The following is a 13676-nucleotide window of genomic DNA, read 5'->3' as shown; positions in this document are numbered from 1 at the left end:
GAAAAAATCCCGTTGGAGAGTAGCCTTTATCATGGTGATATTTGCTACTCTCTTTTTTGTGTTCATTGGCCGATTTTTGTATTTAGCAACAACAAAACAGTTCCACGGTGAAGATATGATTGCATACGCGGAAAAGAAACGATGGGAGTCTCAAGAAACGCTTGGAGCAGAACGTGGCGAGATTTTCGACCGTCTCGGTTCCCCGATTGCGATCAATATTCCATCCTATCATCTGATTGGCGTTTATCGACTTGGTGGTGTCAAAGATCCAGATGAGACGATCGTCGACTTTAAAAAGACGGCTGAAGGTCTTGCGCCGATTCTTGGGATGACGACGAAGGAACTGGAGACCTATCTGATTGAAAACAAAGACCGTTCTCAAATTGAGTTCGGAAAAAAAGGAAATGATTTGACGCTCGATCAAAAAGAGAAGATCGACAAGTTGAAACTTCCCGGAATCCGGATGATTGAAGAGCCGAAACGATACTATCCGAACGGCATCTTCCTGTCCGATACACTTGGATTCGTTCAAAAGATAACCGAGGAAAATGGTCGAGTCGCTTTACAAGGTCAGATGGGAATCGAGAAGCAGTATGATAATGCTTTAAGTGAATCCTACGGAGCCCGTGTCTTTGAAAAGGATCGTAGCGGTAATCCGTTGATTCAAGGTGCGTCGCGTGTTTCGAACGAACCGAAGGATGGATCGAATCTCTATTTGACGATCGATCATCGAATCCAACAATCGCTTGAAAAAGAAATGCAAAAAATGTACAACACGTACAAACCGAAAAATGCGACGGGGATCGTCATGGATGCGAAGACCGGTGAAATCCTCGCCATGGCGGATCGCCCATCGTTCAACCCGAATTTACGTGATATGAAAGATTTCACGAATTTCGCTGTCTCGTCACGATTCGAACCAGGTTCGACGATGAAAATCTTTACGCTCGCAGCGGCGATTGATGCGGGAGTCTTCCGTCCGAATGAGATGTATAAATCGGGTAGTTATAACTATAAAGGGACGGTCATCAAGGATTATAACGATGTCGGTTGGGGAACCATTCCGATGATTGAAGGGGTCTATCACTCTTCAAACGTCATGTTCTCGAAGTTGACAGCAGAAAAACTTGGGATCGAACGGTATAAAGATTACTTTAAGAAGTTTCATTTTGACCAACGAACGGGTATAGACATCTCGGGAGAAGTAAATAGTCAATCCGACTTGTCTAAACCGTTGAATGCGCTCATCACCTCATGGGGGCAATCGACTGCGGTCACGCCGATGCAATTGCTTCAAGGAGCGACAGCAATCGCTGGAGACGGCGAGATGGTCAAACCGCATATCATCCAAAAAGCGGATCATACGGATAAGGCACCCTACCGAGCGAAAACAGAAGTCGTCGGTAAACCGATTTCTGCTGAAGCGGCAAAAGCAACACGCGAAGCACTCGACGGTGTCGTCAACAGTAAGCTTGGTACAGGTCAAATGTATAAGTTGAAAGATTACCGTGTCATTGGGAAGACCGGTACGGCTCAGATTTCTGAGAATGGAAAGTATATTCAAGGACAATTCATTCACTCGTTCATCGGTATGGCCCCAAAAGATGATCCGGAATTGATCATGTACATCGCGGTCGATCGTCCATCGAAAAACGAATCATCCGTCTCTGGTCCACTCATCATGAGTCCTGTGTTCAAGAGTGTCATGAATACGGCACTACAGTATCGTAGCATCCAACCGGAAACGCAAAAGGATTCGGTGGATGTCAAAGCGAAGATTACGCCGAGTTATATCAAGAAGAGTGCTCGACAAGCGACTGATCTAGCAAAAGAACAAGAGGCAGTTGCGATCATCCTAGGCGATGGTGCTGAAGTCGTTTCGCAGATTCCATCCCGTGGACAGGAATTCGTCAGCGGAGAACGTGTCTTGCTGAAAACATCAAATACGTTCAAGATGCCAGATTTGACCGGTTGGTCGCAACGAGACGTCAAAAAGCTTGTCAGCTTATATGATTTGAAGCTCGACGTCATCGGTAAAGGTTTTGTAACCAAACAATCAGCTCGAACTGGTACACTAGTGAAGGAAAATGGAAAGTTGACGGTCGAACTAGCTGAACCTAAAGAGTAACGGTAGAGCAAGTTTCCTGATTTCTACAGGAAGACGAGGACGAACAGGAGTCATTCGTTGACTTTTGCATTCGTCCTCTTTTGCTGTCATCGAATGGAGGTATATATCATGTTAACAATTACGCAACTCGCTGAATGGTTGCATCTCGATGTGAAAGATGATCGTATCGTTCGTCATTTTGCAACGGATTCACGCGCACAACTAGAAGACGGTCTCTATGTTCCGATTCAGGGAGCACGCGTCGATGGTCATCGATTCCTTGAAGGTGCAAAAAACCAAGGATCGATCGTCACCTTATGGAAGAAAGACATTGATCGACCAGACATCGATATCGTTTTCTTGGAAGTCGATGAACCATTGGTTGCCCTGCAACAAATCGCAAAACGATACTTAATGCAGATTGCGCCAAAAGTCGTCGCCATCACTGGATCAAATGGGAAGACGTCGACGAAGGACATGATCGAAAGCGTACTCAAGACGACGTTCAAGACACATAAGACTCAAGGAAACTTCAATTCGGATATCGGAATGCCGTTAACGATTCTCATGATGCCGGCTGATACGGAAGTCGCTGTACTTGAGATGGGAATGAATGGATTTGGCGATATTGAATTCTTATCGAATCTAGCTGAGCCAGATATCGCGCTCGTCACGAACATCGGCGAATCGCATGCGGAGCAAGTCGGTGGACGCAGTGGCATCGCCAAAGCGAAGCTCGAGATTCAATCCGGACTCAAGCCAGGTGGTCATTTATTCGTTGATGGTGACGAACCACTTCTCGCAGAAGTTCAAGCAGAGAAGATCGGCTATCAGATCGGAAATACGTACCGGATCGAAACTAGGGAAGCAACGCTCTTTGGAACGGCCTTTACTTACGATGGCACCGCTTTTCACCTACCAGTGCTAGGGAAACACCAAGTCCGAAATGCAGCATACGCGATTGCGACAGCACGTGCACTTGGCGTGACGGACGCTCGGATTCAAGAAGGGTTCGATGCGGTTGAATTGACACCGATGCGGATGGAACGATTACTCTTTGAAGAGACTGCGGTCATCAATGATGCGTATAACGCGAGTCCGACATCGATGAATGCAGCGATTGAGACGGTTACTGCGCTGGAAGGGTATACGACACGAGTTCTCGTCCTCGGAGATATGTATGAATTAGGGGACCAAGAACGCTTATTACATGCCTCGGTCGGAAAGCGGATTGCGTTACCCGTCTCGCATGCTATCCTAGTAGGGGAGAAAGGCGCGTGGATTGCGGAAGGAATCAGCGATCCGTCTGTTCAAATCCAATTCGCAGCAACTGTCGAGGATGCTGCAAAACGATTGCGTCCGCTGCTCGGAGAACGAACAATCGTCTTATTGAAAGCGTCACGTGGGATGGCGCTTGAACGGATATTAACATATCTGAACGAAAACTAATTTTTGAAAAAAGGGTGTCTGCTATGATCACATTATTCATCAGTCTTATTCTTGCATTTCTTGTTGTACTACTCGTTATGCCAAAGGCGATTCCGTTTCTACACCAATTGAAATTCGGTCAGGAAATTCGGGAAGAAGGACCGCAATGGCATCAGGTCAAATCAGGAACACCGACGATGGGTGGAATCGTCATTCTTGTTGCGATGATCGTCAGCGTTCTCGGTGCAGTCGTCATGGGCGATCTATCGACGACACAATTATCGTTACTGTTTTTAACACTTGCTTATGGCGTTATCGGCTTCATTGATGATTACATCAAAGTCGTCAAGAAACGTAACCTTGGTCTGAATTCGAAACAAAAATTAATTGGACAAATCGTCGTCGGATTGTTATTCGTCTGGTTGAGCGGTGGATTCACGAGTGATGCGACGTATCTATCGATTCCATTTACAGATTTTGAGCTTGATTTCGGTATCGTCTATCCGTTTGTTGCCTTGTTCTGGTTAGTTGGCTTCTCAAATGCAGTCAACTTGACGGATGGTCTAGATGGTCTCGTGTCGTTCACAGCGATTCCAACATTCTTGTTCTTCGGATTATACAGTTGGTTTATCGCGGATGAAGTAGGCGCTGCTTGTTTTGCTTTCTCAGCGGTCGGTGCCTTGATCGGATTCCTATTATTCAATGCGCACCCAGCGAAGATCTTCATGGGAGATACAGGGTCACTTGCACTTGGAGCTGCACTAGCAGGTCTATCGATTGTCTTAAAACTGGAATTACTACTCGTCTTAATCGGTATCGTGTTCGTTGTCGAGACATTATCCGTCATTCTACAAGTCATCTCCTTTAAGACTACAGGAAAACGGATTTTCAAAATGAGCCCGATTCACCACCACTTCGAAATGGTCGGTTGGAGCGAATGGCGGATCGTCGGTACATTCGCAGGAATCAGCTGTTTGATGGCATTCATCGCCTATCTATTCGTGTAATAAAAAAGAAGAGAGAAAGTGAGCGATTCAACAATGGAACAACGACAATGGAATGATCAAAAAGTGCTCGTTCTCGGAACGGCGAAAAGTGGAATCGCAGCAGCTCGATATTTAGCGAGTGTTGGTGCAGAGGTAACGGTCAATGACGGGAAAACGCCGTCCGAGAGTGATCAAGCGACGCTTGCATCACTCGATGTTAAGACGGTCTATGGTGAGCACCCGCTCACACTACTCGACGATATCGATTTGATCGTCAAGAATCCAGGGATTCCGTATCACATCGATCTGCTACAAGAAGCTTTGCGACGCGACATTCCGGTTTGGACAGAAGTAGAACTGGCGTATCAAGCAACAGATGCGACGTGGATTGCCATCACGGGATCGAACGGGAAAACGACGACGACGACGCTTGTCCATGAATTGTTGAAAACCGGTACGCGGCGTGTACATTTGGCAGGAAACATTGGATTCCCGGCAATTGAAATCGCATGTCAGGCGAAACAGGACGATATCATCGTCATTGAATTATCAAGTTTTCAATTGATGGGGATCGAGCAATTCCGACCATACACGGCAGCGTTCTTGAATTTATCACCGGCACATCTGGATTATCATGGTGATTTTGAATCGTATGGCGAAGCGAAAGCCCGGATCTTTAAGAACATGAAAGAAACGGATCGCCTTGTCTTGAATGCCGATGATGCGTCCGTCAATGCGCTCGGAAAGACTGCTGAAGTAACGCCACTCTTGTTCTCTCGTCGTCAATCGGCATACGCAGAAGTCATGAACGATACGTTGACAATCAATGGGACGAGTATCTTACCTGTTGATGAACTGGCTCTCGGTGGTGGGCATAATGTCGAGAACGTTCTCGCAGCCTTAACACTCGTCGAACCGTTTAACTTAGCATTATCTGACGTTCAACACGTTCTACGGACGTTTGGTGGTGTGGAGCACCGGACACAGTTCGTCGGTGAAATTGCTGGTCGAAAAGTTTACAACGACTCAAAAGCAACGAATAATGTTGCAACAGAAGCGGCGTTGTCTGGATTTACGGCACCTATCATCTGGTTATGTGGCGGACTCGAGCGTGGAGCGGATTTGACACCGTTACTCGATTCAATGAAGCACGTCAAACACGTCATCGGACTTGGTGAGACAGGTCATCGATTCGGAACGCTTGCGTCAGAAAATGGCTATGCGTCGACCGTTGTTGAGGCGATGGATGAAGCGGTGAAAGTAGCGTTTGAAGTGTCACAACCCGGCGACATCATTCTTCTGTCACCAGCATCTGCAAGTTGGGATCAATACAAGACATATGAAGAGCGCGGCGATCATTTCGTTCGTGCCGTACATGAAGTAGGAGGAACAACAGTATGAAAATCGTCGTCTCTGGAGGCGGTACAGGCGGTCACATTTATCCGGCACTCGCTATGATACGGGAGCTCGAACAACGCATGCCGTGTGAGGTCCTCTATATCGGAACAGAAAATGGTCTCGAGGCGGATATCGTCCGTCGCGCGGGAATTCCATTTGAATCGATTGAGATTTCTGGTATCCGTCGTTCCTTGTCGTTCGAAAACGTCAAGACCGGTATCCGGTTCGTCAAGAGCGTCCGGCGTGTTCGTCGACTACTGCGTCAGTTCCAACCGGATATCGTCGTCGGTACAGGTGGATTCGTTTGTGGACCGGTATTGTATACGGCTGCAAAAATGGGTTTCAAGACACTCGTTCATGAACAAAACAGTTTACCTGGTATCACGAATAAATTCTTAGCTCGGTATGTGGATCGAGTGGCACTCTCGTTTAAAGGGTCTGGACATCACTTCGGTAAGAATGAAGCGAAGACGGTTTTAATCGGAAATCCGCGTGCTTCTGAAGTGGCAGAGCTTAACATCAATCCGCTTGAAGAGCGACAACGTTTTGGTTTTGAGGAAGGACGCCCTCTCATCGTCATCTATGGCGGTAGTCGTGGCGCACCTGCAATCAACGAAGCAGTCGTCGATATGATGCCAAAGGTCGAGCAAGCAGGCTGGTCGCTCCTCTTCGTTACGGGTCAAATTCATTACGATACGATTGTGTCACGCGTTGGTTCCGTGCCAGAACGCATTCAACTTCGCCCATTCGTATATGATTTACCGAACATCTTAAAAGCCAGTCAACTCGTCATTTCGCGTTCGGGAGCAAGTACGCTTGCAGAGCTGACGACACTCGGCTTACCGAGCGTGCTCATCCCGAGTCCTTACGTGACGGAAAATCATCAAGAGGTCAATGCCTCATCGCTCGTCGAGACAGGTGCGAGTCTATTGATTCGTGAACAGGAACTGACAGGTGATCGGTTGTTTGAGGCATGTGAAAAAGCGTTAGCACAACAACAAATGATGTCTGAAGCGGCGCTTGCGCTCGGTATGCCGAACGCTTCACGGGACTTAGTTGATGAATTGTTACGATTGACGGCACAAAAAAACTAAACTATTGCAGGAAAAGACCGATAGGGAAATGAACTGTTACGTATGGAGGGGGAATGAGACGTGAGGGAACGGAGAGCGGTCGGACGACCACAAGAGGACGAGAACGTCCGTAGTCTCGAGGATAAGATACCTTATATCCGTGAACAACGTCGCAAAAAAGCCAACCGAAGACTCATTTATGTCCTGATTCTGATTGGTCTATTGGTCGGTGTCGTCTTTTATCTACAATCGAGTTATTCTCGGGTTGCTCGATTTGATATCGAGGGTAACGTCAATGTGAAGTCTGCTGATATCTTGCAAGCGTCGGGGATTAAGGTGAAGGAAACACACGCCTTTAATGTATCGGAGGAAGACGTTCTTGAGCGAATCGAAAAGGTTCCGGGTATTCAAGAAGCGACGATGCAAAAACAGTTTTTGCATCAATATCGCGTGACGGTGACGGAAGAGAAAGAGATTGCTTACGCGAAGGATAAACCGGGAGACCGGATTGTGCTTGCGGACGGAACGATCATTCCTGGAAAGTCGAAGGAAGAACTATTCGATGCTCCAATCTTGACAGGATTCACGGATCAGTCATTAAATCGATTGACGAAGGAACTTGTTAAAATTGAGCCGAAAGTACGGAGCCGAATCTCAGAAATCGTCGCAAACGATAAGACGGACAAAGGCGGTCTGAAGTTATTCATGACGGATGGGAATACGGTATTACTCAGTACGTCTGCCTTTTCAAATTCCTTGAATGAATACGTGAAGGTCATTTCTGCCTTACCGAAAGGAAAGACGGGAACAATTACAATTGATGGCGGTATCTATTTCAAGCCATATAAAGGGAAAAAATAGAAGATTCGTAAAGGGTTGACGAACAAAAAAACAAACGTGTGTTTTCATTCGTTGACCGTTGTTCGAATCGTCATCAAATCGTAATCTATTCGAACGCTAAGACGGGCAATAACTTCTTTTCGTAAGTATTTATATAGTGTAGACTTAAACGAGAAGAAGCCTGTCCTGTTCCTAGAATATAATTAGGAATAAAAAGGATTAGTATTATGAAAGTGGAGGTGTCACTCCCATGGAAACGAAAGGTACGATTGCCGCACTCGACATAGGGACATCGGAGGTGAAACTCATCGTCGGTGAACTACTTGGTGGAACGCTGAACGTTCTTGCTGAAGGTTCTGCACCATCCGCGGGTGTTAAACGAGGTGTCATCGTTGACATCGATCAAACGGTACATGCCATTAAACAAGCGGTCACGGAAGTGGAACGTACACTTGGTGAACCAATTGGTGAAGTATATGTTGCTATCTCTGGCGAACACATTCAAGTGAAGGATTGCCAAGGGATGACATCAATCAAAGGTGAGGACAATGAAATCACGGATGATGACGTGAAAGATGTTCTGCATTCTGCGATGGTCATGCGAATTCCAAACGAACTCAGTGTTGTCGATGTTCTGCCAAAGACGTTTACGGTCGATCAGCAAACGGAGATCACTGATCCTAGAGGAATGATTGGTTATCGTCTCGAAGTAACAGGGAAGCTCATCATCGGAGCAAAGACGATCCTACATAGCATTAAACGTTCCATTGAACGGGCTGGTTTAGAGCTTGCTGGATATGTGCTGGAGAGTTTAGCGGTATCTAGAATCGCAGCATCGATTGATGAACTCGAACTCGGTGTCGGAATCATCGACATCGGACATGAGACGACGACACTTTCCATCTATGAAAAGAATGATCTCGTCTACTCGACGACGTTGCCATACGGTGGCGATCATCTGACACGTGATTTGACGTATAAGATGAATTGTAAATATCAAGATGCGAAGCTCGCAAAAGAAGAGTACGGTGTTGCACTTGAAGCACTCGGTGATCCGGAAGAGAAAGTTTCTTACGTCACGATCAACGGGGAACATCGTTTCGAGCCACAATCAGAAATCGGTTTCGTATTAGAAGCACGACTTGAGGAAATCTTCGAGATGATTCAAAAACGAATGACTCAAGCCGGATACGCTCATATGAACAGCGGTTTAATCTTGTGTGGCGGAAGTTCTTCACTGCCGGGAATCGACCAGCTTGGAAAACGAATCTTCAAGCAGAGCGTCAATGTCTATCAACCTGCTAGTCTTGGTATTCGTCATCCGAAGTATGCCGTCGCAGCTGGTATGTTACGTTATGTACTTTCACGAAGCGCCGTATCGAAATCAGGTTTCGACCGCGCGGAAGAGAAGGAAGTCGTAGCACACGGACGTGAACAGGATGCACTGCTCATGAACGAACAAGCGACACCTGTTCGAGAAGAACGGTCGACACGTGAACAGCCTCCAAAAGAGAAAAAGTCATTCAGCAGTTTCTTTGAGAAATTCTTTGGTTAATGCCTACAAAAAATCCAATGAGTAAAAAATATTAGGGGGCCCTTTTTATGTTGCATTTTGATGAAATGATGGACCAAGTAGCAAAAATCAAGGTCATCGGTGTAGGTGGTGGCGGTTCGAACGCCGTCAACCGAATGATTGAACACGGTGTCCAAGGCGTAGAATTCATCGCAGTAAACACGGATGCGCAGGCATTGAACATGTCACAAGCTGACGTAAAACTACAACTCGGTGCTAAATTGACACGCGGTCTCGGTGCGGGTGCCAATCCGGAAATCGGTAAAAAAGCGGCGGAAGAGAGCCGTGAGCAATTAACAGAAATCCTTTCTGGTGCTGACATGGTCTTCGTCACAGCGGGAATGGGTGGCGGAACGGGTACAGGAGCAGCTCCTGTCATCGCGGAGATTTCAAAAGAGATCGGCGCATTGACAGTCGGTGTCGTCACAAAACCATTCATGTTCGAAGGACGTAAACGGATGCAACATGCTGTTTCAGGTGTCCAGAACTTCAAAGAAAAAGTCGATACGTTAATCGTCATTCCGAACGACAAGTTACTTGAAATCGTCGATCGGAATACACCAATGCTTGAAGCGTTTAAAGAAGCGGATAACGTCTTGCGTCAAGGGGTACAGGGTATCACTGACTTGATCGCCGTACCTGGTCTGATCAACCTTGACTTCGCCGATGTGAAGACGATCATGACTGAGAAAGGTTCTGCTTTAATGGGTGTAGGTGTCGCGACAGGCGAGCACCGCGCGACGGAAGCAGCGAAAAAAGCGATTTCGAGTCCGTTGCTTGAGACATCGATCGAAGGCGCAAAAGGTGTTCTGATGAACATCACAGGTAGTGCGAACCTCAGCTTGTACGAAGTGACGGAAGCCGCACAAATCGTCCAGAGTGCAGCCGATGAGGAAGTCAACTTGATCTTCGGTTCTGTCATCAACGATAACCTAGAAGATGAAATCATCGTCACAGTCATCGCGACGGAATTCGAAAACGAACCACTCGATTTCGAAATCCCATCGGCACAAGAGATGATGAAAAACCTCTTGAAGAAAAAACAAGCGACTCCACCACCAACTGAGGAGTCTAAACCACAAGTCGAAGAGACACCTGTCAGCTCGAATCCTGAACCGGCTAAAGCGCCAGATGTCGAAGAAACGATGGACATCCCATCATTCCTTCGCCGGAATAATCGTTGATCGATGTTCCAGTGACACGACTGCTAAACGATGAGGTGTCGCGAAAGCGGCGCCTCTTTTTTTAAAATCAAAGGAGGCATGAACATGTTTGGACAATGGATCAAATGGGATACACCGACGGGTACCGTACGTGCCGCCTTTACGACGAAGTTCGCAGCCCCTCATGAGAACGGAAATTTAGGATTACATGTCAACGATGATCGCGACGGTGTCATCCAGAACCGACAAGTCATCGCACGTCAGCTTGATCTCTCCCTCGAGAACTCGATTTGGGCACAGCAAGTTCACGGAAATCACGTCGAACAGGTGACGACACTTGACTCTGGGCGCGGTGCTTTGGATTACGAAACAGCGATTCCGGGTACAGATGGATTGGTGACGACCGATTCAAATGTCTTATTGATGATGCTGTTCGCTGACTGTGTGCCGCTTGTCTTCTGTGATCCGACGACAGGAATCATCGCGAATACGCACGCCGGCTGGCGCGGAACTGTCGGCAATATCGTCGAGGAAACAGTCAAGCAAATGGAACGTGCGGGTGCGAGTCGTTCATCGATTCAAATGGTCATTGGTCCATCGATCCGTGATTGTTGTTACGAAGTCGATCAACCCGTCATCGATGCAATCGATGCGCTTGAACTCGATGAGTCTCCTTACATACGCAAGGAAGATGGAAAAGCGATGTTATCGCTACAAAAAACGAACGCTGCGCTAGCTGAGCGTTGTGGAGTCGGTGATGTCCTTGACACAGGTCTATGTACACACTGTCAGGCGGAAGATTACTTCTCTTATCGCCACGGCGACCACGGTGGTCGCTTTGCAAGTTTGATCGTAAAGGAGTCATTGGATGTCAATTCTTGATAATGTACAAGAGGTTACGAAACGAATGGAACAAGCAAGTGAAAAGAGTTCTTCTGAAAAGCAGGTACAGTTGATTGGCGTGACGAAATCAGTCTCAAGTCAAGTTGCTTCTGAATTATTAGCAGCAGGTGTGACCCATCTCGGTGAAAATCGCCCGGACGGATTGCTCGAAAAACAGGCAGAGCTCGGACGAACCGCCTGTACATGGCACTTCATCGGTACCCTACAAACGCGTAAAGTTCGTCAGATCATCGATGCCATTGACGTGCTGCATTCCCTTGACCGTCTTCATTTGGCGGAAGAGATCAATAAACGAACGGACCGAATCATTAATTGTTTCATTCAAGTCAACGTTTCGGGAGAAGAATCGAAGCAAGGCATCGCGCCTGAGGATGTACCGTCGTTCTTACATGAAATCGGTCAGTATCCAGCGATTCGTGTCATCGGACTGATGACGATGGCACCGTTAACGGAAGATACGACGCGTATCCGTGAGGTATTCCGGTCATTAAAAACATTGCAAGAAGAGGTCAAGGCGAAAAAATTGTCGTATGCTCCATGTACGGAGTTATCTATGGGAATGTCATCGGATTTTGAGATCGCCATCGAAGAAGGGGCGACGTTCGTCCGAATCGGGACAACGCTCGTTCATACCTAAACGAGAAGAAGGGAGAATGGATATGGGTTTTAAATCAAAAATGCAAAATCTATTTCTCGGCAACAGCGACGATTTAGATGAACTTGAATATGAAAATGATGCTACAATAAATAAAGGTAGAGGTGCTTCACAACAAGAGTACGAAGAGTATTACGAGGAATCTACCCCAAGTGTTACTCAAAAGGAGGACAGCGTGAGACAATCGAATATCGTGCCGCTTCATGCGACGAAAAAAACGAAATCGCAAGTCATCTTGAGTGAACCACGTGTCTTCAACGAAGCCCAGGAAATCGGGGAACATCTTCGTCAGAACCGTGCTGTCATCGTCAATATGCAGCGTATGTCAAAAGATCAATCACGACAGATGATCAATTTCTTATCTGGTGTCGTCTTCGCTCTCGATGGAACGATTACGACGATCAGTCAGAATACCCTCCTCTGTGTTCCGAACAACGTCGAGTTGGCTGGTAGCATCTCGAATCTTCTTGGAGAAGATGATATTAATCATAAGGGGTGGTAAGTATGGATTCTCAAGTGATGTACGCAATTGGTCGTACATTGAGTACGTTATTACAGTATTACAGTTACGTTATGATCGTTTATATCCTGCTTTCGTGGTTCCCGAATGCCCGTGATTCTAAATTCGGACAAGTGCTCGCGATGTTAGTCGAGCCATTCCTAGCGCCCTTCCGTCGTATCATCCCGCCTATCGGGGGCATGCTGGATATCTCGCCGATTGTAGCCTTCCTCGTCTTGAACTTGGCTCAATCGGGTATCCGAGCAATCTTTTTAGTATGAGCGTATACGATCATTATCGTGGAAGCGAGCGGGAATTCGTCGATTCAGTCTTGAACTGGATCGATCACGTGGAAGCGACCTATACGTTCAAATTAACGGATTTCCTAGATCCACGTGAACAACAAATTACACAAGAACTCGTCGGCTCGAAATGCGCCCTCTTTTTTGAGGGCGGTTTCGAAGGCGCTGAACGTAAACGCGCAATCCTCGCACCAGATTATTATGAATACAACGCGGATGACTTTGACATTTCCATCTATCGCATTCATTATCCTACTAAATTCGTTGAACTTTCTCATCGTCAAGTCACCGGTACATTATTGAACGTCGGATTGAAACGATCTAAATTCGGCGACGTCATCATTCAGGATCAAGTACAGTTTGCCGTCGCGGACGAAGTCGCGACCTATATCGAAGCAAACGTCGAACGTGCAGGGAAGACGAAGATTCGTCTTTCGCGTGTGGAGGCGGAAGACCGTTTGAAAGTGAAGGATCAAGAGTGGGAAGAGACACTTGGGTTCGTCAGTTCACTTCGGTTCGATACGGTCGTGAGTGAAATTCTCGGTTTCTCACGTCAAAAAGCACAGACGCTCATTAAACAAGGTGAAAGTAAGGTCAATTACAAAGTAGTGGATGATTCGAGCTTCATGCTAGAAGAAGGCGACTTGCTTTCCTTGCGTGGAACAGGACGCGTCAAGTTGATTGCAATCCTCGGATCAACGAAACGTGACCGGATCAAGCTACAATACGGTATTTTAAAAGGATAAGAT

13 protein-coding genes are annotated in these 13676 nt (G+C 46.8%); all 13 read left to right on the top strand.

Going from position 1 to position 13676, the window contains the following annotated elements; all coding sequences use genetic code 11:
• The first annotated feature begins 31 nt into the window (after nt 1-31).
• The 13 genes from B3G15_RS09245 to B3G15_RS09185 all read left to right on the top strand — a co-directional run bounded on the left by B3G15_RS09245 (nt 32) and on the right by B3G15_RS09185 (nt 13673).
• Nucleotides 32-2128, top strand: a complete 2097-nt coding sequence (locus tag B3G15_RS09245) for a penicillin-binding protein (protein ID WP_231884647.1) — start codon at nt 32-34, stop codon at nt 2126-2128.
• Nucleotides 2129-2236: 108 nt separating this feature from the next.
• Nucleotides 2237-3556 carry a UDP-N-acetylmuramoyl-tripeptide--D-alanyl-D-alanine ligase gene (locus tag B3G15_RS09240; RefSeq protein ID WP_251138266.1) on the top strand — a complete coding sequence of 440 codons (1320 nt, stop codon included), beginning with the start codon at nt 2237-2239 and terminating at the stop codon, nt 3554-3556.
• A gap of 23 nt (nt 3557-3579) precedes the next feature.
• The gene (gene mraY / locus B3G15_RS09235) at nt 3580-4542 is read left to right on the top strand and encodes a phospho-N-acetylmuramoyl-pentapeptide-transferase (RefSeq protein WP_050677532.1); all 963 of its coding nucleotides are present in this window, start codon (nt 3580-3582) and stop codon (nt 4540-4542) included.
• 33 nt (nt 4543-4575) lie between these two features.
• The gene (gene murD / locus B3G15_RS09230) at nt 4576-5922 is read left to right on the top strand and encodes a UDP-N-acetylmuramoyl-L-alanine--D-glutamate ligase (protein ID WP_214859724.1); all 1347 of its coding nucleotides are present in this window, start codon (nt 4576-4578) and stop codon (nt 5920-5922) included.
• Nucleotides 5919-7013 carry an undecaprenyldiphospho-muramoylpentapeptide beta-N-acetylglucosaminyltransferase gene (gene murG / locus B3G15_RS09225; protein ID WP_050677531.1) on the top strand — a complete coding sequence of 365 codons (1095 nt, stop codon included), beginning with the start codon at nt 5919-5921 and terminating at the stop codon, nt 7011-7013. The genes murD and murG overlap by 4 nt, the downstream gene beginning before the upstream one ends.
• Nucleotides 7014-7073: 60 nt before the next feature.
• The gene (locus B3G15_RS09220; RefSeq protein ID WP_214858048.1) at nt 7074-7853 is read left to right on the top strand and encodes a cell division protein FtsQ/DivIB; all 780 of its coding nucleotides are present in this window, start codon (nt 7074-7076) and stop codon (nt 7851-7853) included.
• A gap of 229 nt (nt 7854-8082) precedes the next feature.
• Nucleotides 8083-9387, top strand: a complete 1305-nt coding sequence (ftsA, locus tag B3G15_RS09215; protein WP_029342138.1) for a cell division protein FtsA — start codon at nt 8083-8085, stop codon at nt 9385-9387.
• 47 nt (nt 9388-9434) lie between these two features.
• Complete coding sequence (ftsZ, locus tag B3G15_RS09210; protein ID WP_029342137.1) at nt 9435-10589, top strand: cell division protein FtsZ; 1155 nt, start codon at nt 9435-9437, stop codon at nt 10587-10589.
• 84 nt (nt 10590-10673) lie between these two features.
• Nucleotides 10674-11450 (top strand): peptidoglycan editing factor PgeF, encoded by a 777-nt coding sequence (pgeF, locus tag B3G15_RS09205; protein WP_047393727.1) that lies wholly within the window; start codon nt 10674-10676, stop codon nt 11448-11450.
• Nucleotides 11437-12108 carry a YggS family pyridoxal phosphate-dependent enzyme gene (locus B3G15_RS09200; RefSeq protein ID WP_064299617.1) on the top strand — a complete coding sequence of 224 codons (672 nt, stop codon included), beginning with the start codon at nt 11437-11439 and terminating at the stop codon, nt 12106-12108. The genes pgeF and B3G15_RS09200 overlap by 14 nt, the downstream gene beginning before the upstream one ends.
• Before the next feature lie 193 nt (nt 12109-12301).
• The gene (locus tag B3G15_RS09195) at nt 12302-12628 is read left to right on the top strand and encodes a cell division protein SepF (RefSeq protein WP_231496839.1); all 327 of its coding nucleotides are present in this window, start codon (nt 12302-12304) and stop codon (nt 12626-12628) included.
• Between the two features lie 2 nt (nt 12629-12630).
• Nucleotides 12631-12906 carry a YggT family protein gene (locus B3G15_RS09190; RefSeq protein WP_023468796.1) on the top strand — a complete coding sequence of 92 codons (276 nt, stop codon included), beginning with the start codon at nt 12631-12633 and terminating at the stop codon, nt 12904-12906.
• Nucleotides 12903-13673: an RNA-binding protein gene (locus B3G15_RS09185; protein WP_214723655.1), complete on the top strand. Its 771-nt coding sequence runs from the start codon at nt 12903-12905 to the stop codon at nt 13671-13673. The genes B3G15_RS09190 and B3G15_RS09185 overlap by 4 nt, the downstream gene beginning before the upstream one ends.
• Nucleotides 13674-13676: the final 3 nt, after the last annotated feature.

Source organism: Exiguobacterium sp. UBA1053 (genome assembly GCF_002316465.1).
Classification (GTDB): domain Bacteria; phylum Bacillota; class Bacilli; order Exiguobacteriales; family Exiguobacteriaceae; genus Exiguobacterium_A; species Exiguobacterium_A abrahamii.
Note: the sequence above shows the minus strand (reverse complement) of the source record. Positions and strands in the feature narration are given on the sequence as shown.

Excerpts from the sequence above, each read along its gene's own strand:
- murG (WP_050677531.1), top strand. The coding sequence starts at position 5,919 with ATGAAAATCGTCGTCTCTGGAGGCGGTACAGGCGGTCACATTTATCCG.
- pgeF (WP_047393727.1), top strand. The coding sequence starts at position 10,674 with ATGTTTGGACAATGGATCAAATGGGATACACCGACGGGTACCGTACGT.
- murD (WP_214859724.1), top strand. The coding sequence starts at position 4,576 with ATGGAACAACGACAATGGAATGATCAAAAAGTGCTCGTTCTCGGAACG.
- ftsA (WP_029342138.1), top strand. The coding sequence starts at position 8,083 with ATGGAAACGAAAGGTACGATTGCCGCACTCGACATAGGGACATCGGAG.
- mraY (WP_050677532.1), top strand. The coding sequence starts at position 3,580 with ATGATCACATTATTCATCAGTCTTATTCTTGCATTTCTTGTTGTACTA.
- B3G15_RS09185 (WP_214723655.1), top strand. The coding sequence starts at position 12,903 with ATGAGCGTATACGATCATTATCGTGGAAGCGAGCGGGAATTCGTCGAT.
- B3G15_RS09240 (WP_251138266.1), top strand. The coding sequence starts at position 2,237 with ATGTTAACAATTACGCAACTCGCTGAATGGTTGCATCTCGATGTGAAA.
- ftsZ (WP_029342137.1), top strand. The coding sequence starts at position 9,435 with ATGTTGCATTTTGATGAAATGATGGACCAAGTAGCAAAAATCAAGGTC.
- B3G15_RS09190 (WP_023468796.1), top strand. The coding sequence starts at position 12,631 with ATGGATTCTCAAGTGATGTACGCAATTGGTCGTACATTGAGTACGTTA.
- B3G15_RS09200 (WP_064299617.1), top strand. The coding sequence starts at position 11,437 with ATGTCAATTCTTGATAATGTACAAGAGGTTACGAAACGAATGGAACAA.
- B3G15_RS09245 (WP_231884647.1), top strand. The coding sequence starts at position 32 with ATGGTGATATTTGCTACTCTCTTTTTTGTGTTCATTGGCCGATTTTTG.